Genomic DNA, 21621 nt, shown 5'->3' with positions numbered 1-21621 from the left:
CAAATGTGCTTAATCGGCAGTTTCAGCCGAGCAAGCCAAATCAAGTTTGGGCGGGTGATGTCACTTATATTTGGTCGGGTTCAACTTGGTTGTATCTTGCAGTGGTCATTGATTTATATGCAAGGCGTATCGTTGGCTTTGCTACCAGTAAAAGCCCAGATAGCGAACTGACAAAAAAGGCATTAAGAATGGCCTATGAAAGCAGAAGGAAACCTAAACGTATTCTATTTCATAGTGACCAAGGCTGCCACTACACCAGTAAGGCGTACCGTCAATGCCTGTGGCATTTTGGCATGAGGCAAAGCCTTAGCCGACGAGGAAACTGTTGGGATAATTCACCCGTAGAACGGTTCTTTAGAAGCTTTAAAACCGAGTGGATGCCAAAATCAGGTTACGTTTCATTTAACGAAGGTGCTCAGGCGATTACTCAATACATTAATCAGTATTATAATCGTTACCGCCCACATGCTAACAATGGCGGGCTATCGCCAATAATGGCAGAAGAAAAATTTGGATTAACCTCTAAAGAGGTGGCCAGTTTTAGTTGACCACAACAACCCAACTTGCCCGTCACTTGGCTGTGTAAATGCTTTTAGTTCGATAGTGCCTTTTTTGGAAAACTTAATCGCATTATTGAGGTAATTATTAATGATCTGTTTAATCCGAACAGGGTCAGCAAAGAAGAAATCACTCTCTAATTCACTAGTATTCACACGCAGAGATAATCCTTTAGCTTCAATGACTGGACGGTAGACGCGCTCAATTTCCTTAACAAAATGCTTAATAGAAATGGGAACACTGCCAATCGTTAACTTACCCGCTTCAATTTGTGAAAAATCAAGAATGTCATTGACGGTGGTCATTAGGATTTCAGCGGAGCTAAGTGCTGTTTTAATTTGAATCGCATCACTTTCTTTAAGCTCGTTTAGCTCCAAGATACTCAGTGACCCTATGACGCCATTAATAGGCGTTCTGATTTCATGACTCATGGTTGCTAAGAAATCGGACTTTGCTTTGCTGGCGGCTTTAGCTTTTTCACTTTCGGCAGTAAGGTCTGCGCTACGTTGATTAATATTGATCTGCATTTGTTCTACAGAACCATAGAGTCGGTCTATCTCGTCACCATGCATTAAACATTTTTAGGGGGCTTTGTTGGGGGACAACGCCAAGTGATAGTTTTTCAGCAGATACATTTGCGGAGAAGCTACACAGTACCAGGGCTATAGGGAATAATACTTTCATAGAGCCACTCATTATTTTATTTGGGGGTGGACCAAGGCTATAACAATACGACTGTATGTAACTTGAACCATCGACTTAAAATATTATTGGGCTTTAAAGTAGCCGATGAAATTGGGCGGTTCAAATAGCAGCGATCTCTAATGGCCCTGCGGCTAGAGCAGACCTTGCTGAGTTGCTAGATGGCATGATTTTTACGATTGATAATGATCGTCCAGCGCGTGGTATGTTTGTCTAATTGACTTATGATTGATATAAAAAAATGCAGCTAATTTAGCTGCATTTTTTATTACTTTTCAATGATTTTTTAGGCCGCAAAAAAATTAAATAACTTGAATAACAATCTTACCTTTTGCACGGTTTGTCGCACTTTTATCTTGTGCTGCCGCAACATCTTTCAGTGGGAATACGCTATCCACTGTTACAGTCACTTTACCGTCATCAATCAACGTTGCTAGTTCTTTTAGCTGTGCTCCGTCAGGTTGAATGAAAACGAATCCAACTTTAACACCGTGCTTTGCCGCTTCCTCATCACTTGGTGGCTCAACGATCGATACTAGGCGTGAGCCTTCTTTCATTGTCTGCCATGACTTCGAAAGCTCTTCACCACCCAAGGTATCAAATACCACGTCGATATCTCTTAACTCACTGAAGTCTTGCTTTGTGTAGTCAATGACTTCGTCAGCGCCCAAAGACTTTAAGAACTCAACATTCTTAGTAGAGCAGGTACTGATTACGTGCGCGCCACGTACCTTAGCCAGTTGAATAGCAAAACTACCGACACCACCTGCACCGGCTTGAATCAATACGCGCTCACCCGCTTTAACGTCAGCAAAGTCGTACAGTGATTGCCAAGCCGTTAGTGCCGCCAGTGGCACAGCTGCGGCATGATTCATATCTAAGGTTTTTGGTTTTAGTGCGATCTCATCGGCATGTACCGCAACGAACTCTGCAAAAGTACCATTACGACCGATGTCTGGGCGGCTATATACCTGATCACCGATAGACCAGCCTGTTACGTCTGCACCTAGCTCGGTAATCTCACCAGCTACATCCCAGCCTAGTGTTACAGGGAATTCGTAAGGAATCATCGACGCTAAGTAACCTTCACGGATTTTCCAATCGACAGGGTTGATAGAAGACGCATGAACTTTGATCAGGACATCGTTGCTTTCCAGTGTCGGTATAGGCGCGTTTGCTAGCTCAAGTACGCTTGAGTCACCGTACTCATTGATTTGTATGGCTTGCATTGTTTGCTGAGAGTTATTAGACATGATTTTATTCTCTGGGGTGATGTTAAACATTGGGTTTAGCTTATTAAAGCAACCTTATTTTGATAAGCGCCATTGAGCTAAATAGGTTATAGATAAATATGGAGGGCATTATTTAAGAAGACAAGTGATGCCCTGTATTAATAATCTGAGCCAGTTTATAGATACTGTGTTTCATCGACTCCTCATTATCCCCCGCAAACCCAATCAATAAACCTTGCTGCTTTTGCTTTCCCACGTAGTAACTAGAAAGCGCGTAAATACCCAAGTCTTGCGCATTGGCTTTTTGACAAATCTCAATGTCAGAATACCCCTCAGGCAGTAAAAACACCGAGTGCATTCCGCCATCCGTCTCAACGCGCTGCAATATATTAGGCATGGTTTCGTCAACCAACTGCTTCAACGTATCCCGACGCTGCTGGTACAACTTACGCATACGTCTAACATGGCTAGTAAATTGCCCTGTCGCCATAAACTCGCCCAGCGCAAGCTGCGGCAGTTGCGACAAACCACCATCCATAAACTGTTTCGCTTGACTAAAGACATCGACTAACGACTCTGGAACCACCAAATACCCGATACGAATCGATGAATGCAAAATGCGACTAAACGTCCCCGTATAAATCACGCACTTCTCACCGCCCAAACCCTGCATAGAGCTCAGTGGCGGGCCGTCGAAACGAAACTCACTGTCGTAGTCGTCTTCAATAATCCACGCCTTGTTTTGCTTTGCCCAGTTAATGAGTGCGAGCCGACGGTCTAGGCTGAGTGTGTAACCCATCGGATAATTTCGTGAGGGTGTAATTAGTGCTACGCGCGCATTGGGTGACTGCGCTAAACCGTCTTCAAGACTAAAGCCATGTTGGTCGATAGTGACGGGGACTTTTACTGCGCCCATTGCATCTATCGAGCCTCCGATGCCTGAATAACCGGGGTTTTCAATCATCACATGGTCGCCTTGGTTTACTAGCAACTGCAAGCTGAGGTAGAGCGCTTGCTGAGAGCCAGAGCAAATAATGATTTGCTTTTCATGACACTTCACTCCCCGTGCAACATTCAAATAGCTAGCAATTTGTTCACGTAATAATGGCGCGCCCAACACTGAGTTTAAAGATGCGTATTTCATGGTGTGAGCGGCTTTAGTCACATGCTTTTGCCACTGTGACCAAGGAAAGCTCTGTACGCAGCCATGAGCAGGTCGTAGTAATGATCCCGTTTTAGTCGTCTGCGTTGGTATTAACTGTTCGGTGCGTTGGGAGAATAAAGATAGTGCAGGGCGATGGTTTGTGGCGTTAGCATTTGAGCATTTAGCCGCGACAAATTGTTCGGGTAATTGTGTCGAAACAAAGCTGCCAGCACCGTGTTTTGTTTCTATATAGCCTTCCGCCAACAGCATTTCATAAGCTGTTTTGACGGTGTTTCGTGACACACTGAGCGCAGTTGCAAGTGGTCTAGTCGCGGGTAATTTAGCGCCAGCGATCAAATGACCTTTGACGATGGCTTGCTGAAACGCACGAAACAAGGCGACGTACTGAGGTACGTTATTGTCCTGATTCAGAAAAGGCAGAAACAGCTCAGATGGAAAATCAGCTAATGACAAAGTGGGCCTATAAATAGTCTATAAATGGGTCTTCTTAATGCTCCATTTAGCCACTAATCTTATACTTAATCAATGAGTCACCCGACCACCTTCGTTTTGAGGAAAAAAGCATGAGCACTGCCACTGAAACTCGCCTAACTGTCTGCACTTTGGACTGCCCAGATACCTGTAGTCTGGCGGTAAAAGTACAGGACGAAAAAGTGATATCCATTCGAGCATCGGAAGTGAATCCGTACACAGATAAAGCGATTTGCAGCAAGGTGGCGCGCTTTTATCCTGACTACGTGCATGGTGAGCAACGACTCACACATCCGCTCAAACGGACGGGCTCTAGAGGCTCTGGTGAGTACGAGCAGATTTCTTGGGAACAGGCGATTGACTTGGTACACGAAGGTTTCAGTCAAGCCATTGAGCAACACGGCCCGCAGTCTGTTATCGGTTTTAACTACGCTGGCCCACATGGGGAATTAGCCGCTAATTCGCTGGATCGTCGGTTTTTTAACAAGCTCGGTGCGACACAGTTAGACCGTGGCCCTTTGTGTGGTGCGGTGAAAAGTGGCGCGTATGCGAGTTTGTTTGGCGATACCGCTGGTATGCCGCCAGAGCAGGTGATGGAGTCCGATCTTTTGGTGATGTGGGGCAACAATGCAACGGTGTCAAACTTACACTTGTCTCGTATGCTAAAAAAAACACAGGCAGCGGGTTGTAAGCTGATCGTGATCGACCCAAAGCGAATAGCCATCGCGAATCGCGCAGACCTGTTTTTACAGATTAATCCAGGTACTGACGTTGTACTGGCAATGGCGTTAGCCGCTGAGTTGGAGCGTCGTGGTGGTTTAGATAATGACTTTATAGAACAGTGGGTCTATGGCGCAGCGCCATACCTTGAGCAAGCGCGTCAGTACAGCCGTGAAGATGTGCTGTCTATTTGTGGTTTGAGCTTGGCGTCTTTTGACGCGTTAGCGGACTATTATATGCAGGCTAAAAACGTATCAGCGTCATTTGGAAATGGGATAGAACGTGGCAAAAGTGGTGGTTCAGGCTTACGTGCGGCAATGGCTTTGCAAGCGTTGACGGGTAACTTTGGTCGTAGTGGTGCAGGTGTGATTGCTAAAGCAGGTCTATCATTTCCGCGTGACTCTGAGCGTTTAGAAGGCACGTCGATGGTGCCTAAAAATACGCGCACCCTGAATATTTTAGACGTGAGTAAGTCGATACTGGATGACACTTTAGCTATCCCAGTAAAAGCTTTAATGATTTATAACCACAACCCAATCGCAACCCACCCAGACCAACACCGAATGCAACGTGCGTTGAGTAAAGAATCTGTTTTTATCGCAGGCTGTGATGTGGTGATGACGGACAGTATGAAATACGCTGATGTTATTTTACCTGCGGCGAGTATGTTTGAAATTGAAGATATCTACGCCTCTTATGGGCACAACTATCTGCAACGGGCAGAAGCGGTGATTGCACCTGTCGGTGAAGCGTTGGCTAACACTGAAATATTCCGCCGTTTAGCTGCTAGGTTTGGTTTTGATGATGCGTCGTTTAAGCGTACTGATAAGCAGCTAATGGATGAGGCGTTTATTGACGGTGACCCACGCTTACAAGGCAAGAAACCTAGCAAATTAGGCGTTGATGAAGCGTTGTTTATCGAGTCTGACTCAGGTCAGCCAATTATTATGTGCGATACGGTTAAACCGTCCACACCGTCAGGAAAGATTGAGTTATTCAGTGATGCGCTTGAACAGAAGTATGGCTTTGGTGTGCCACGTTATGAGCCGTTAGCGAGAGCTGAGAAGTTTCCTTTTATGATTATTTCACCCTCTTCAAATGACCGTACCAATGCGACGTTTGGTGGTTGTTCTGAGTCGTTAGTTGCTCAGTCAGTTGAGATTCACCCAGAAGATGCGGCAGCGTCGGGTATTACGCACGGTGAGTTGGTGCGAGTGTGGAATGAGCAGGGCGAGGTTAGCTTTAAAGCGCAGGTGTCAGACAAAGTAAAGCAGGGTGTTTTGTATACGCCCAAGGGTGCTTGGAAGGCGACTAGCCAAAGTGGGCAAACGGTGAATGCGTTGATCCCTGCGGATGTGCGGACGGATATTTTGGATGGCGCTTGTTATAACGATACGTTGGTGGCGATTGAGAGTTACTAATGACTGTTGAGTGTCGCAATAGCCGTGTCACAGTAAATGAGTTATTACAGAGTATCCAAAATGGCACTTACACAGTTAGATTTACACAGTTAGATTTACATCCTCCCTAATATTGCCATTTCGGATAGGCGATAGAACATTTCATGCTCTATCGCTATCAACACAATGCGGCACCTTTAAATGCCGCCAGTGATTTTGTGCAATTTACTGAGCGGCCGTAACCGACAACTCTACCAACACACAAGGTCTAGCCATATGCGCTTCAACACAAGCACGTGCTGGCTTTGGCTTATCTGCCACCCAAGCATCCCAAACTTTATTCATCGCCGCGAAGTCATTCATGTCACGAATGTAAATGGTAACCATCAATAGCTTCTCAGTAGAAGATCCTGCTTTTTCCAAGAGATCTTCAACCTTTTGCAAACAACGCTGTGTTTGTTCAGTAATATCCCAAGCTTCATCCGCAGCAGTTTGGCCACATAAGTATACAGTGTTGTTGTGTTTAACAATTCTGCTCATTCGCTCAGTTGATTCTATTCTTTCAATAGTCATAATATTCTCTTGTTGCGGTGTTATTAATTTTAGAAGTAAATGCGCCTCCCCTTAACTAATCAAGGGGAGGCGCCACATATAGCTTTACATTGTTTCAGACGATCTTTCAGGTGTTTAAAGCGTTATCAATAATAGCCTGAGCTAATAGTGTTGAAGCATCATAAACAGGTAGCTCTGTCTGAAGTTGATCACCAATTACCGATAACTCAGTACAGGCAACAATCAGGCACTCAGCACCTTGTGCTGCAAGCTGTTGTGCAGCTCGGTTATAAGCTGCAACTTGCTCTGACGTTTGCTTGTTAGCTTTTACCGCACGGATTAACTCCATGACCGCTTGCTGATCGTCTACATTAGGGTAGGCAATCTCAACCCCTAGTTGCTCAAACCAAGGCTCGTATAAGTTAATTTTTTGTAGCGCACTAGAAGCCAGTAAACCAACCTTAGTAAGGTCTGGTTGCTGCTGTTTACTATGCTTAGCAGTGATTTCAATAATATTGAGCGTGGGAATACTGACAGATGCAGCAACATCGTTGTAATAGTGGTGTGCGGTATTACAAGGAATCACGAGGAAATCAGCACCTTGTTTTTCCAGTCCCTGAGCCATCTGAATCATTACTGGGGCAGGGCTTTCGCCCGTACCTTCAATAATGGCTTTAATTCTTGAGGGTACTTTCGGGTTGTTATCAACCAACATGCGAATGTGGTCAACATCATCATTGGCTGGTGTTCCAGCAATCACTTGCTGCATCAAGTCAACCGTCGCCTCAGGACCCATTCCGCCTATAATACCAACGGTCTTTTCTTGATTACTCATCAAAAGCACTCCTCAACGACATCAACGATAATATTAGCAATGAGTTGGCAATCTTCTAGTGTGAACGTCAGAGGAATACGCATATCAAGCAAGGTCGCTAATATAGCCTCTGTGGTAGGCAAACTAGGCATATCTTTGATGTATTTCCAGCTGTCATATCGGCTGGTGTAGCCCATCGGCACGGCATTACCAAACCACTTCAGCATTACGCCACGCTCTTCACAAACCGCGATGACTTTAGTGATTTGTTCTGGAGTAAACGTTGGTAGCGAGAACTGAATAGAGCTACCGACAAATACTTCGGCTTCAGGACGGTTAGGCAAGTGAATAGAGGAGCAGTTCGCAATAATGTCATTCACGGCATCATAGCGCTCATTCCATCTTTTACACTGCGTTTCCAAGTCAGCCAACTGTGGTCGTAAAATCGCAGCACGCAGGTTATCCATGCGGCCGCTGTAATTAGGTGTTTCGTAACGTGCGTCGTCAAAGGCTTCGACAGGTGGTGCTTTGTGGTGGTTTGCAAACAGCATATAAGAGCCTGAGTACATGACCGCTTTCGCCATTACATCGGCGTGTTTAGTGGTTAAAAGTCCACCTTCACCGGAGTTAATGTGTTTATACGTTTGCGCACTAAAGCAGGCAACATCACCAAACGTGCCGCTCTTTACGCCATTCCAACTAGCGCCCATGGTATGGGCACAGTCTTCGATCAGGAACAAATCATATTGATTACAAATCGCTATGATTCGATCCATATCCGCTAAATGACCACGCATGTGAGACAGGAGCAAAAACTTAGCCCCTGACTCACGTGCTTTTAGCTCAAGGTCGTCAAGGTCTATACAATAGTCATCTGTTACATCCACAAATACTGGCTCACCACCACTATTGTGAATAGCGCCCGGTACAGGTGCTAAGGTGAATGCATTAGAAAGCACCTTATCACCAGGCTGTAACCCTGCTGCACGCATTGCAATGTGAATGGCATAGCCACCCGATGCGCACGCCAAACAGTAAGGAACACCAAGATACTCAGCAAACTCAAGCTCGAGTAGGTCAACTTCACCTTTCTCGCCTGGCAGCGTGTTGTAACGATGTAAGCGTCCTGACTTCATGACTTCAAGTGCAGCGTCGATTCCCTTTTGAGGAATCGGCTCTTGTTGAGTAAATGACTTATTGAAGACTTTCATACCTTAACCTTTAGCTATAGTGTTTTTGGTCGTAAACGTCGAAATCCCATTCTGTTTCAGGGAAATATTTACGTAAGCGCCAATCACATGCTCTTGCGTGACCTTCCATACCTTCGACGCGAGAAATACGTGACCCTGCGCCACTGAATGCAAGGTTAGCTGCTTCATCAATTTCTTGATAAGTCAGTACCTTCATGAACTTCTGAACATTCAGTCCACCACTGTAACGAGCAGCGCGTTTTGTTGGAAGAATATGGTTAGTACCAGAACACTTATCACCGTGTGTCACTGTACTGCCTTCACCCATAAACAAAGAACCGTAGTTGTTTAGATTGCTCTTCCACCACTCCAAGTCCGTTGTCATTACTTGTAAATGCTCACAGGCGTATTCATCACTAATCGTCGCGATTTCTTCGCGTGTCTCAGCATAAATAATAACACCATGGTCACGCCAAGCCGCTTCACAAACATCCGCATTGGGCATGTCAGCAATTACGTGTGGCATGATCTTTAGAACTTGCTCACCTAGCTCACGGCTAGTTGTAAACAACCATACTGGAGAGTTCGTACCGTGCTCTGCTTGTGATACTAAATCTACCGCAATAGTCATTGGGTCAGCTGTTTCATCAGCGATGATTGCAGACTCAGTTGGACCAGCGAATACATCAATACCCACTTCACCAAACAACATGCGCTTTGCTTCAGCAACAAATGCATTACCAGGACCTACTAAAATATCAGCAGGTTTGCCACCGAATAAGCCATAAGCCATGGTAGCAATGGCGTGAACACCACCCATTTCGATAATGACATCTGCGCCTGCAACATCCATTGCATAGACAACAGCAGGGTTAATGCTATCACCACGAGGAGGTGAGCAAGCAACAATGTGTGGAACACCAGCAGCTTTAGCCGTTGCAACACTCATGATTGCAGATGCAGCGTGAGCATAACGGCCACCCGGTACATAACAACCAGCAGCTTGAACAGGCATTACTTTTTGACCAAGACGAACACCTGGCTCAGTCTCAATTTCAAACTCAGTTAAGCTGTTACGTTGTGCTACTGCAAAACGCTTAACCTGACGGTGAGCAAAATCGATATCATCTTTAACACTTTGAGGAACACTATCAATCAGTGTTTTTTTCTTTTCGTCTGACAAGATGAAATCACCTTCCCAGTTATCAAACTGTTTAGCATATTCTTTTACAGCAGACTCGCCTTCGTCTTGAATACGTTGCAGCATTCCTTTAACGATTGCTTGAGTCTTTTCATCTTCTTGAGCGACCATATCAACGGATATGGCTTGCTTTAAAAATTCCAATGCATCCTCCTTATAGTTGAAATCGCGATGCTATTTAGCACCGCGATTTCAAAATCACGCATTAATTAGTCGTATTTTGGGTAGTTAAAGGCTTCACGGTATCCGAATAGTGCTTGGCTACCACCCGTGTGTAAGAAGACAATGTTTTCGTCTTTCTCAAATGTACCTTTGCGGATTAGATCGATAAGACCTGCTGCACCTTTTGCAGAGTAAACAGGGTCTAGTAGTAGAGACTCATGGCGAGCGAATAACTCAATCGCTTCAATACCACCAGCTGTTGGAATACCGTAGCCTTCACCAACGTAGTCACAGTTTGCAACAACATCTTCACGCTTTACTGTACCCGGGATACCTAGGTGTTCTGCTGTCTTTTCAGCCAAACGGAACACGTTACCTTCTTGAAGCTCTTGTGGTGCACGTACGCCAATACCTAGTACAGGAATAAGGCTGTTAGTCGCTACAAAGCCTGTTACCAAACCAGCTTGAGTACCCGCACTACCAGTCGCGTGAACAACACGGTCAATCTTTAGGCCCATGTCATTTGCTTGAGTTAGTGTTTCAATTGCAGCATTAACATAACCCAATGCGCCGATTGGGTTAGAACCACCACCAGGGATGATGTAAGGCTTCTTGCCTTCTGCACGTAACGTTTCAGCAAGGTCTTCCATTGCTTTGTTCATGTCAGTATTAGCAGCTAGCTTAGCCAGTGTTGCACCGTATAACTGATCTAACAGCACGTTACCGTTATAGTTATAATCTACATCTTTACTGCCCGTACGATCTTCTAGCAAAATGTGGCACTGCATGCCCATTTTAGTAGCGATAGCCGCTGTTTGGCGAGCGTGGTTAGACTGAGTTGCACCTTGAGTAATGATGGTATCAGCACCTTTCTCAATAGCATCACCCATCAAAAATTCTAGTTTACGAGTTTTGTTACCACCACCAGCAAGACCAGTACAGTCATCACGCTTAACCCAAAGGTTAGGACCACCAAGGTGTTTGCTGAGACTAGTCATAGGCTCAAGAGGAGTTGCAAGGTGTGCAAAGTTTAAACGGGGGAAACGAGATAAATGCATAGTAATTGTTCCTATAACGATACTGTAGGGTTATGTTCTTCACGCTGTAATAGCTTGTTCATCGATAATAGGAGTCGTCGTTGATTGGTACCAATGCTATTTTTATCAGGGCCTAGTACTTTTCGGCATACCTTAGTTATACTGTGGCTTGCAGGGGGTTTTTCTGCAAAAAATTAACAGAAAAAGGTGGTTGAGTTGGAACTTAAATGGCTAGAAGACTTTATTGCATTGGTAGAGTTTGGAAGTTTCTCTAAAGCGGCTGAAGCACGTATGGTCACGCAGCCCGCATTTGGTCGTCGTATTCGAGCCTTAGAGAGCTGGTTAGGCTTTGATCTGGTCGACAGACAGAAGTACCCTACAACACTGACCCCAGCAGGTGAAGAGTTTACCGCTAAGTCCTATGATTGGGTGGAACAGTTTTACAGTACCCGTGCGCGAATGCGGGATATGGTGACTAGTACCGAGCGGCTAACCTTCGTCGCGCAACATTCGTTGACAGTATCGTTTTTACCTCAAAAAATTGAGCCGTTACAGTCGTCGTTAAGCAATATTTGTATCCGTATTGAAGCCAATAATCTGCATGACTGCCTTAATACGCTAATGTCTGAGCAGGGGGACTTCTTGCTGTGTTATCACTCGCCCGATATCTTCCCTCAGCTGGAGCGAGATAATATTATGAGCCTACAGGTAGGGACTGATCAGCTAGTGCCGGTCTCAGCCCCTAATGCAGCGGGTGAGCCCTTGTTTGGGCCTGGTATTGACAAGCCTGTAAAGCTACTGAATTACACCGGTGAGTCATTCTTTGGGCGCTTGTTGCAACGTGAGTACTTCTCATCAGTGAAGCAAGTTACGACATTCCGCACACAGTGCGAGAACTCCTTTGTTGAAGGCTTAAAAGCGTTGGTTGTTGCAGGGAATGGCTTAGCGTGGCTACCTGAGTCAGCGATTGGATCGGAGCTAGAGCGAGGTCAGTTAGTGCGTGCTAGCGAGGCGCTACCGTCTATAAAATTGAAGGTGATGTTGTATCGAAAGCTGACTTCAAGGCTTAAGGAAGTGGATATTATTTGGGACTATTTTAAGGTCTTGGAAGAGGGTAGCTAGTTATGCTTTTTCGTCATGGTGCATATTCCATATTTGCAGCCGTTTGCACGAAGGTGTATTGGCTAGGTATGGGTTACGGCCTTCGGAGTTCAAACTTCTGTGCGTGTTCTTGAATAAAAAAAGCCAAGGGCTTGTATAAACAGGCCCTTGGCTAGGTATTGACTCAATTATAAAAACATTATTGAATCATTTTGGCTTAATATCCAAATACCTGAACTTCTGCAAGAGACAAAGTACCACTTAGTGATATTCGTACCTTTCTACCTACCTCTAAAAGATCAATCGTTAATGATGGGTCTGGGTAGTCCGCATAAGTATTAGACCAAACCTCATTATCATCTTCATCTAGTACCGACACAGTAAAGTTACTCAAACGAGATGGGCAGCAATTTGTTCGATTGAAAATGACGATTTGATTAATCTGACTAGTGCCTTCAAGTGTGACTTCCCACCAAGAGTTACTACTGTTACTGGTATGAGTAACAGACCTCCTCGAATAAACACCACTAGTGTTTCCATCAATAGCACGTTCAGGCTCTCCACCAGAAGCTGTTGTAGATTGGTCGGCTGTACCTGATAGCGCTAAATTGCTCTCTTCTGCGGCTTCTCCAAACACCTGAACTTCTGCAAGAGACAAAGTACCACTTAGTGATACGCGTACCTTTCTCCCTACCGCTGAAAGATCAATCGTTAATGATGGGTCTGGGTAGTCCGCATAAGTATTAGACCAAATCTCATTATCACCTTCATCTAGTACCGACACAGTAAAGTTACTCAAACGAGATGGGCAGCAATTTGTTCGGTTGAAAATGACGATTTGATTAATCTGACTAGTGCCTTCAAGTGTCACTTCCCACCAAGAGTTACTACTATTACTGGTATGAGTAACAGACCTCTTCGAATAAACACCACTAGTGTTTCCATCAATAGCACGTTCAGGCTCTCCACCAGAAGCTGTTGTAGATTGGTCCGCTGTACCAGTCAGAGCTAAGTTCGTGTCGCTACTAGATAGGTTACGAGTTTCACCATTGCAAGTACCACTATCGTTCGTCGCACCTTCTGCTGGACAAGTAACATTATCTGGGTCTGATTCTTCAACTATTTCATAAATCTGAACACCCATAACTACTGCAACCAGTGTAAATGACAGAGGTCCAGAAAGTGAAGCAGGTATGCTTGACCAGCCAAATACAAAGGCAGAAAAGTCATACAGACCTAAGGCAGATGCGGTACCTAAGCCAGCGCTTTTAACCGCTAAGGCTATACAGATATTGTCCTGACCTTGATTACAAGCTTCTTGTGCAGCAAGGGCAGTGCTAACAGAATAAATACCATCACCTACAGCACCTAGCAAACCAAGAGTTTTCATCAGTACACCACCACTTTTCAACGTGGAGTAACTAACCAAGTTACCTTCGGAGTTTGCTACCATATCATCCTTCCATAGCTTGGTAATCCTTGCTGCGAGTTTAGCATCACGAGTACCAATAAGGTTGGTTATCGTTTCTGCTTCTAGCGCTGCCTCCAATTCAGCAATTGTTTCCATTTCTATTCTTGAAACGCTGACATTAGCTTGCAAATTTGATCTTGAGCCTTCTACTGACTCAAGCATTGTAGCATAGGATTTCTGTAGTGCTTCGCCTTCTGCTCCTAGGTGAGTTATGTCTCCTTCAGACATCGCCCTAATGTTTCTTAGGCGCTCGATTAAAGCGTCGTCCCAATCAATTATAACGGAGTCCACATAGGGGCCAGCAAGTTCATATGGCACCAAGTTTTCAAGGAACTCAACCACTATTGCTTCTTCTTCAGTAGCAAGCAATCCTTTAGCTTCATCCAAGTTCTGAGCATTAAGGACTACGCGATCTTTCAGCTTAGTTAACTCAGCATCTGAGTCTTCTAACTGAAGTCTAAGTGCGTCAATTAGGTCCTGACGAGATGTATAAGCACCTGCATAACCTTGAAGCTGTGATGCGATTCTTACATAACTCGTGTTCTCTGCATTCATGGACTCAATAATATTGCCTAAAGTCGCACGGCGTTTAGCTGTTAAGCTACTGGCCAAGTTGACCAATTGAACGGGGCCCTTGATGATATGCAGAATGTCTGCGGCCATCGCCCAGCGTGTTCCGAGGTCAAACTCACTGCCATCACCATCTTGAATTGCATCTATACGATGCATGAGGGAAACAATGGTCGCAAAAGCATCCGCTACGTCGAGAAAGCCTTCATTGATAATCAGATGGCCTACTTCATAAAACGTACTACGTTTGGTCGCTCCCATATTCTCGGTGAGGGTTTCCAGTAAAGTGATAGCACTAGCATTGTTATCCTTAGTAGATACCTCCTTCATGATGTCGGCAAACTCTTTCCATTCAGCATAGTTTAGAGTGTCATAACGGTATAGGCTTATTTTTTGAGAGGTAGATAAGATGCCTCCGCCAAGACGGAAGAGAGCAACTGTTACATCAACACCTTCACCAAAACCATCACCTAAATCAAGCGCATTGCCACGGCGTTCAGTTACCTTATCATCATCATCGAGATTTAATTGACGTCTGACTAGAATGTCACTGGTGCTTTCAGCAATAGTTTCATCAAATGTCAACTGTATTGCTTGCAATGGGTCAAAATACGCCTGACGCATAGAGGGTGTTGCAATATCAAGAAATTCTAAGCTACGGTCCTCTGTTAAGAATGAATCGATATTATCGGCAATACTTGTTGGTACATATTCATTAAACACTTCTCCACGAGCGTGAAACTGATGTGAATCCAATCGTCCCTGAATAAAGTCAGTGCTAATTAAATACTCATAAGTGTCTTGGAATCCCACATACACTTCGCCTGTACTAGAGTCAGTGTAAGTGTAGTTGTCGAGGTAGTTTTCGTCTACCGAATAAGTTTGCACAATATACGATAGGTTAGACCACAACTCTTTTTCATAGGCTGTAAAAGAAGCGTTACTACTACTATCTGGATTGTCTAGGACATCCTTTGCTCTTGAGTAAAAGCTTTGGTTCGCTGTTGCCGCATACTCTAGGTATTTGGCTGGGCTGACTGTAAACCCGTTGCTACCATGTATTTGTTCAAACGCGTACTCATAATTAAACGCTTTAATATCACCGGAGCTGTCTGCATCTTGCCAAAGACTAAAGTCAGGCTCATAGCCCGTTTTTACTAAGGTAATTGTAGCGGTAGTAGTTGTATCTTCACCATCAATATCAGTGATACTCATATCGAGTTGATACTTTAGGAGGCCTGTAGTTTCTGCTATCTGTTCAGCTTCACTCAAGTACCATGTTTTGTTAATGTACTTAAAGCATTCGCCTGTTACCGGGTCAGTGTAATAACAATAAGGTGCATCTGCACGCTCAAAGCGGATATCCAGTAGATCACTTTTGTCACTTATAGAGCTTGTTTTACGAAGATAAGTAATTTTTGCGGACTCTTGATTTCCATTAGCCAACAACTTTTTACTGAAAACACCAGTGTTATGTGATGCTTGGAAAGCCCCTTTACCGTCATACTCTACGACCATGAAAAAGCCAACTTCACCCTCTGCCTTTTCCCAATTTCTGACTAGGTCTGCATAGCGTCCTTCACCTGTACCTAGTGGCTCACCCCAATCAATAACCTCAGCAGACGTATATTCAATCTCATCCATCGTTGGTTCGAAGGTCGTTCCATTATTGAATACAAATGTATGCTCGCCTTGATATTCAAAGCTTGTCGCATCGGTGTTACCAGACAAGTAGTCAGTGATAAATGTATCATAAACATAATTGATGGTTGCGATTGTGGTTGAGTCGTTATCAGCCCTTAATCGCCATAAAATGTACTTACCATAGGTATCAGGATCATTCGCTAGTAAGCTGTTAATCTCATCTAAAGCATCTTGTTTTGATGCATCATCGGTACTCCTTTCATATTCAAGAATATGCGTTTCAGCTAAGATTTTGTTTTGAGTGGGTATTAAAAAACTTGACTCCACTTCAGGATCCGTTGCTAGACCAAAGGCGTCACGTGTATCATGAAACCTTGTCACATGTGGAGAGGTCCCCACAGGATCAATTTCAATGGTTTCTTCTGAAGCCTTGAACTTTGATACATGGTCCAGTACCGATTTCAAATATAAGGTTTCAGCTGTATCATCCAATGACACATGGTTATCGAGTAATTTTTCTACATTAGTAGCAGTGGCGTCGTGGACATCTGATAATAGCTGGTCATTAACACCACCTTGGCCGTGGACAACGTCGTAGCCATAGCCCGGAGCAATTCGGTCATTACCGCCACCAGCGTAAATAGTGTCATCGCCCGTACTACCAATGATGAAATCCTTGCCACTACCTCCTTCGATATTATCATCATATTGACCACCGACAATAATATCTGAGCCAGCTCCACCTTTAAGGTAGAGAGTGCCATACTCAACATCTGGATCAATAATAATGCTGTCATCACCAGAGCCAGCATCGATTTCTAAGCGGCGTGTTTGAGTACCGGTTAACTCTGTTGTCTCGCCATTGACAGTGATACTGACCACGCCAGTTGGACTTTGCTGAACTGTAATGGTATCAGCACCTGTGGTACCGTTGAAGAAAGATGTTGCTCCTGCTGGTGTTGCGCTAACAGAGTTTCCATCAGATAGGCTATTTGCGTAGTATGCAAAATCGATTAAACTACCAAATTCTGCATCGCCTGACGTCAGTTCCAGCATGACAATGTCTGCAAAACCAACCTTTTCATCTTTAACTTTATCGCCTTGAGCAATACTGCGGTACATTCCCCACTTAGGGCGTACATAATCTCCACCTTTCCAGGTAGGTAAGCTGTCTGAGGCAAAACTCATGATAGGTTCACCTTCAAGGTTACTATTATCCATTATAAGGAGTTCATAGCGTCCTTCATTAGTCACGCCATAGGTTACTTTTTCAAGTATATGGACCCACTTTCCCTCTATATCTGCTAAATCAATACTTGCTAAAGTTACTTGTGACGCTGCTGATGGAGAATAGCGTAGATTTAACTTCGCAGGCGTTGAAACCTCTCCGGCATCTTCACCTTCTTTTCCCGCAACGGGTGTTAGAGTGATCGTCGGCATGCTGGCATTGTCACCACCCACTGGTTTCAATTGGTGCAAGTGAGTAAACTTGTCAGAAGCGCCGAAACCTGTAGGTAGCTTCATACGCCACGCCATATAATGTGTTTCGCCCTCAACACCTAATTGGTGATCGTAAGATTCTGAGAACGCTTTAATTTCCATGCGCTGACGATCTGTTCGGTAGGAATCTTCACCTGGCTCGGCGTCAGTACGGCAACGGTCGGTGTCAGGAGAGGGGTATGCACGTCCAGATGACGTTAGTGGAGTGTGGTCATCTTGGTTAAGATAGAAGTAAAATACATCCGAGCCTAAATCACTATCACTTTCCATTTTGATATGAGGGCCGAATTCCGGGTAACTATCATCAGTGTGTTCAACGGCTCCGTAAATACATGGCAATGTGCCGTCGGTAACCTCACCGAACTTTCCTTCAAAATCTCCAGCACCGTCTAAATAAATAGATGATTTGATAAAAGCACTGTTGACTAAGTCATAAGCGGGTACAATGCTTGAGTCGGCTGGTGTGTGGCTAGTGTTTGCTTTTAATACCGTAAGGCCTGATGAGTCACCCTCCCAATCAATTGATTGATTAGCAGCGGTTAGTCCAGAGCCAGTCCCAATGGTATACACTTTGATGCTATCGATATACGTATGATCCTCAAGCTCATCCCCATGAGACTGTATCTTAAGTTGCGTGGTTTGAGTTAAACGACCAGACTCGGTAATATCTCCAGGAATAACGACAGTCGCGTTATAACGGTTTAGATTCATGAAATCTTCACCCACCGTCCAGCGCTGAACAGGGTAAAAATCAACTCCAGAATTGGTAGATATTGATAACTGAAAGTATTCTTGTTGTGCGATATCTAAGCCATAACCCACAAAGCTAAACTCAACGGCGAGATCTTGTGCACCAGAGAAATCGGTATTGGCTGTGATAATGGACGAGTAGGTTGGTTTATGTTCACCGGTGCCTTCACCCTCATTTGCTTGGCCTTCAACGTATTGCGATTTTAGCGCAACACCGGCATTAGTGTTGCTGGTTAAGCCATAATCATTACCTTCCGATAAAAAGCCAGTTAGGTATGCATTACGACCACCATCAGTCCATATGCCCCAATCATGCGTAGAAGAATCGGTGACTGCTCCAGCTGTTAATTCACCGTCAAAAGTTGCTTCGTTATATAGTTCTGCACCTGATGGAAGCGTGTCATTAGTGAGAACGAAAGCGTCATCACTGAGTTGCGGTTCTTCACCCGAGTATTGAAGGGATACACTATCAAAATGTGCCCTTATATTAGGATCAATCGTATCATCATAATATCCCTTAAAACGCAGTACAGTGTGTGCGGTTAAATACTCTTCGGGAATAGTTACTTGAGTCAGGCCGGACCAGTATTTTCGCGTGTCTGTAACACTTAAACTCTGACTTTGCGTAGACAAAGACGCGATGCACTCACGATAGAAAATAACTGTAGTGAGCGGACAAAGTTCTTGCTCATCTGCTAGCCATTGATTTTTGGTGCTATGGATAACATCTGACCTATAGGTTTCTAAGATCTCAAACGTTTCACCGCCATCATTTGAAGCTTCTACGTTAAAATCACCATCTGGCAATACGATGCCACTGACACTAGAGTTGACTAATAAATAACGAAAACGAAGTTTGGCACTGCTTGAATTAGATAAGTCTAAGGTTTTGCTGTAGAAAGAGCCGTAGTATTGCTTAACCTCTCCCGTACTGTCGACATAGTTACCATCAGCATTGGTGGACGCACTGTCGAGCGGCACAAGGGTGAAGCTTGAACTGCCAGCATATTTTTCTGACGTTTTGGTGTAAGCACTCGAACCACCATCGATCCATAAGCCATAGTACGTTTTTTCGCCGCCCTTGAAGTCGGGCTCGGTTATGGCGGTTTCAAACCCTTCTGTACCGTTGTAGGTAGCTGCATGTAACGGGTTTAAAAGAGATAAAAGGGCGACAGGAGCACCCAGTAAAAAACGCCGAAGTATAGTCGGTCGTTTTTTAAGAAGACTTTTAGAAAAAGCCGTGTTAATTCCCATATAATTATCCTCATTTGCTAAATGACAAAAAATGCTGTCAATTCGAAAGTATCATAAGGAAAGGTGATGTGTATAATATGAGCAATGATGGGACTTGATAGGTGATGAGAAGGAGATAATGTATTTTTTTTGACTGGTTATCTAATGTCGAGCGTTAGAGTATTATGTTTTATCGTCAGAGTATTTATTAAACCATACTAAAAGTAGTTTTTATTGCTTGGTTGATACTATTTAATGCGTCAAAGTATCGAAATTTTGAATTTCAGTACTCTTTTTTTTATAAAATAACAACTAGTATTCTACTTAATTGACCGATTATTAGATATATTCATAATAAGTATTAAGATGGGTAAGCCAGTTAGTTATGATGAAATATCTGCACCTGAAAATCTACCAGAGATGGGGCGCGAAGATTTTGCGCATGCACTCATTAATGGAGGCTACCCTGAGTTACAAACGAAGAGTGCACGCGCTAAGCCAATCTGGTTAAACTCGTATTTGCAGGGACGTCTGAATGCATTAGAGATAAAGGTATTGCTAAATTTGCAGACTTTGTTGGGCCAACATTTAAAGCAGGTTTTGTTTTGTACACGGGTACTTCAGTGTTGCCATTTAGGATAGGTGATAGGACATTTTATGCACTGCCATTATGTATACTTGGGAGTTAGGGAAGAGATGAAGTGGCGCGATTATTTTCTATCGCGCCACTTTTAGTGTCACTATTTTGGCTATTGCGCCATAATAGTGACACGATAGCAAGTGTATAGTGACAAAGATGACAACGGTTAATAAGTTATTACAAAGTATTCAACGAGCGAATGAAGCGCTTTCCTTAGGGCAATTACTAGAGGTTTTTCCTGAGCTTAAGAAAAGAACTGCACAGCGTTGGCTCAAGCAACTTGTTGATGATAATAAGATTATCGCAGAAGGCAATGGCCCATCCAGAGCATATCTCGCTACTACCGAAAGCAGTGCGGCAAGTACTGATCAATATCCAAGCTACATTCCATTATCCGCAGACAGTCGCGACATTCTTGATTATATTGATCAGCCACTAGAGGTGCGTCGCCCTGTTGGCTATGACATTAGCTTTCTTCAAGACTACCAACCCAATGAAACGTTTTATCTGTCTGAATCGTTACGACGCCAGCTGTATAAGATGGGTGATACCCGCCAAACCAAGTTACCTGTTGGCACTTATGGCCGTGCGATTCTAAATCGTTTATTGATCGACCTGTCATGGGCATCCAGTAACTTGGAAGGGAACACTTACTCTCGGCTGGACACTCGTGAACTGATTGAGCATGGCCATGCTGCTAGTGGTAAAGCTGCGATAGAAACGCAGATGATATTGAATCATAAAGCGGCTATTGAGCTGTTAGTTGAGAATGCAGAGGAGGTAGGGTTTAACCTTTTCACCGTGCTTAACTTACACAGTCTGCTTTCTGAAAACTTACTGCCTAATCCGTCAGATGAAGGCAGGGTGCGTCAGCATATTGTTGAAATTGGGAAAAGTGTATTTAGGCCACTCTCAGTGCCGTCGCAGCTGGATGAAGCATTGGCATTGTTATTAGAAAAAGCATCGCAGATCACAGACCCATTTGAGCAATCGTTTTTCGTCATGGTGCATATTCCATACTTGCAGCCGTTTGCAGATATGAATAAACGCACCTCGCGTATTGCTGCCAACTTGCCGCTTATACGCGCTAACCTTTGTCCGTTGACGTTTTTAGATGTTCCAGAGCAGGCTTACAGTCGGGCGATTTTAGGTGTGTACGAACTAGGGCGGTTTGAGTTACTGCGTGATTTGTTTGTATGGGCTTACGAACGATCTACTCAAGAGTATTTGGCGATTAAACAAGACTTGAGTGAGCCTGACCCATTGAGACTGAGCTATCGCGATGTGATTAAGCAGGCGATTCATGAGATTGTGAAACAGCCAGAAAATGATCCGTTGGATATGATTGAAAAGATGGTTAGTGAACAGGTTGTGGAAGCTGATCAGAAGGCTGTTGAGGCGTTGATTATTGAAGAGCTTAGGCGTTTGCATGAAGGTGTATTAGCTCGGTATGGGTTACGACCTTCGGAGTTTGAGCTGTGGAAAGTAAAGCGATGAGGTGAGGTTTT

14 protein-coding genes are annotated in these 21621 nt (G+C 44.2%); 5 read left to right on the top strand and 9 right to left on the bottom strand.

Annotated elements, in window-relative coordinates:
• Positions 1-548: IS3 family transposase (locus tag DKT75_RS06745; RefSeq protein ID WP_146201329.1), on the top strand; the 548-nt coding region annotated here is incomplete at its 5' end.
• Here DKT75_RS06745 and DKT75_RS06740 read toward each other — a convergent pair.
• The 3 genes from DKT75_RS06740 to pdxR form a co-directional block, all read right to left on the bottom strand.
• On the bottom strand, positions 516-1130 hold the full coding sequence (locus tag DKT75_RS06740) for a histidine kinase dimerization/phospho-acceptor domain-containing protein (RefSeq protein WP_109822651.1): 615 nt from the start codon (positions 1128-1130) through the stop codon (positions 516-518). The genes DKT75_RS06745 and DKT75_RS06740 overlap by 33 nt on opposite strands.
• A 432-nt stretch (positions 1131-1562) precedes the next feature.
• On the bottom strand, positions 1563-2513 hold the full coding sequence (locus tag DKT75_RS06730; RefSeq protein WP_109822663.1) for an NADP-dependent oxidoreductase: 951 nt from the start codon (positions 2511-2513) through the stop codon (positions 1563-1565).
• A 112-nt stretch (positions 2514-2625) separates the two neighbouring features.
• The gene (gene pdxR / locus DKT75_RS06725; protein WP_109822650.1) at positions 2626-4110 is read right to left on the bottom strand and encodes a MocR-like pyridoxine biosynthesis transcription factor PdxR; all 1485 of its coding nucleotides are present in this window, start codon (positions 4108-4110) and stop codon (positions 2626-2628) included.
• Between the two features lie 110 nt (positions 4111-4220).
• Here pdxR and DKT75_RS06720 point away from each other — a divergent pair, with 110 nt between their 5' ends.
• Positions 4221-6269 carry a molybdopterin-containing oxidoreductase family protein gene (locus DKT75_RS06720; protein ID WP_109822649.1) on the top strand — a complete coding sequence of 683 codons (2049 nt, stop codon included), beginning with the start codon at positions 4221-4223 and terminating at the stop codon, positions 6267-6269.
• A 204-nt stretch (positions 6270-6473) separates the two neighbouring features.
• Here the strand turns inward: DKT75_RS06720 and DKT75_RS06715 are convergent, their stop codons facing one another.
• The 5 genes from DKT75_RS06715 to cuyA all read right to left on the bottom strand — a co-directional run bounded on the left by DKT75_RS06715 (position 6474) and on the right by cuyA (position 11225).
• Positions 6474-6821: a RidA family protein gene (locus DKT75_RS06715; protein ID WP_109822648.1), complete on the bottom strand. Its 348-nt coding sequence runs from the start codon at positions 6819-6821 to the stop codon at positions 6474-6476.
• 106 nt (positions 6822-6927) lie between these two features.
• A complete protein-coding gene (gene cuyB / locus DKT75_RS06710) occupies positions 6928-7635 on the bottom strand; it encodes a cysteate racemase (RefSeq protein ID WP_109822647.1) in 708 nt (235 codons plus the stop codon).
• Positions 7635-8825, bottom strand: a complete 1191-nt coding sequence (locus DKT75_RS06705) for a DegT/DnrJ/EryC1/StrS family aminotransferase (RefSeq protein ID WP_109822646.1) — start codon at positions 8823-8825, stop codon at positions 7635-7637. The genes cuyB and DKT75_RS06705 overlap by 1 nt, the downstream gene beginning before the upstream one ends.
• 10 nt (positions 8826-8835) lie before the next feature.
• The gene (gene hisD, locus DKT75_RS06700) at positions 8836-10149 is read right to left on the bottom strand and encodes a histidinol dehydrogenase (RefSeq protein ID WP_109822645.1); all 1314 of its coding nucleotides are present in this window, start codon (positions 10147-10149) and stop codon (positions 8836-8838) included.
• Between the two features lie 65 nt (positions 10150-10214).
• Positions 10215-11225: a D-cysteate sulfo-lyase gene (gene cuyA / locus DKT75_RS06695; protein WP_109822644.1), complete on the bottom strand. Its 1011-nt coding sequence runs from the start codon at positions 11223-11225 to the stop codon at positions 10215-10217.
• Positions 11226-11420: 195 nt separating this feature from the next.
• Between cuyA and DKT75_RS06690 the strand changes: the two genes are divergently transcribed.
• Positions 11421-12326 carry a LysR family transcriptional regulator gene (locus DKT75_RS06690; protein ID WP_158278805.1) on the top strand — a complete coding sequence of 302 codons (906 nt, stop codon included), beginning with the start codon at positions 11421-11423 and terminating at the stop codon, positions 12324-12326.
• Between the two features lie 196 nt (positions 12327-12522).
• Here DKT75_RS06690 and DKT75_RS06685 read toward each other — a convergent pair whose 3' ends face one another.
• Positions 12523-19494: a galactose-binding domain-containing protein gene (locus DKT75_RS06685; RefSeq protein WP_109822642.1), complete on the bottom strand. Its 6972-nt coding sequence runs from the start codon at positions 19492-19494 to the stop codon at positions 12523-12525.
• A gap of 345 nt (positions 19495-19839) precedes the next feature.
• Between DKT75_RS06685 and DKT75_RS06680 the strand changes: the two genes are divergently transcribed.
• Both DKT75_RS06680 and DKT75_RS06675 read left to right on the top strand, forming a co-directional pair.
• Positions 19840-20115 (top strand): hypothetical protein, encoded by a 276-nt coding sequence (locus tag DKT75_RS06680; protein WP_109822641.1) that lies wholly within the window; start codon positions 19840-19842, stop codon positions 20113-20115.
• Between the two features lie 154 nt (positions 20116-20269).
• Positions 20270-21610: a Fic family protein gene (locus DKT75_RS06675; protein WP_109822640.1), complete on the top strand. Its 1341-nt coding sequence runs from the start codon at positions 20270-20272 to the stop codon at positions 21608-21610.
• Positions 21611-21621 lie beyond the last annotated feature (11 nt).

It is taken from the genome of Leucothrix arctica (genome assembly GCF_003172895.1).
Lineage (GTDB): Bacteria > Pseudomonadota > Gammaproteobacteria > Thiotrichales > Thiotrichaceae > Leucothrix > Leucothrix arctica.
The sequence above is the reverse complement of the archived record's forward strand: the minus strand, read 5'-3'. Positions and strand labels throughout refer to the sequence as shown.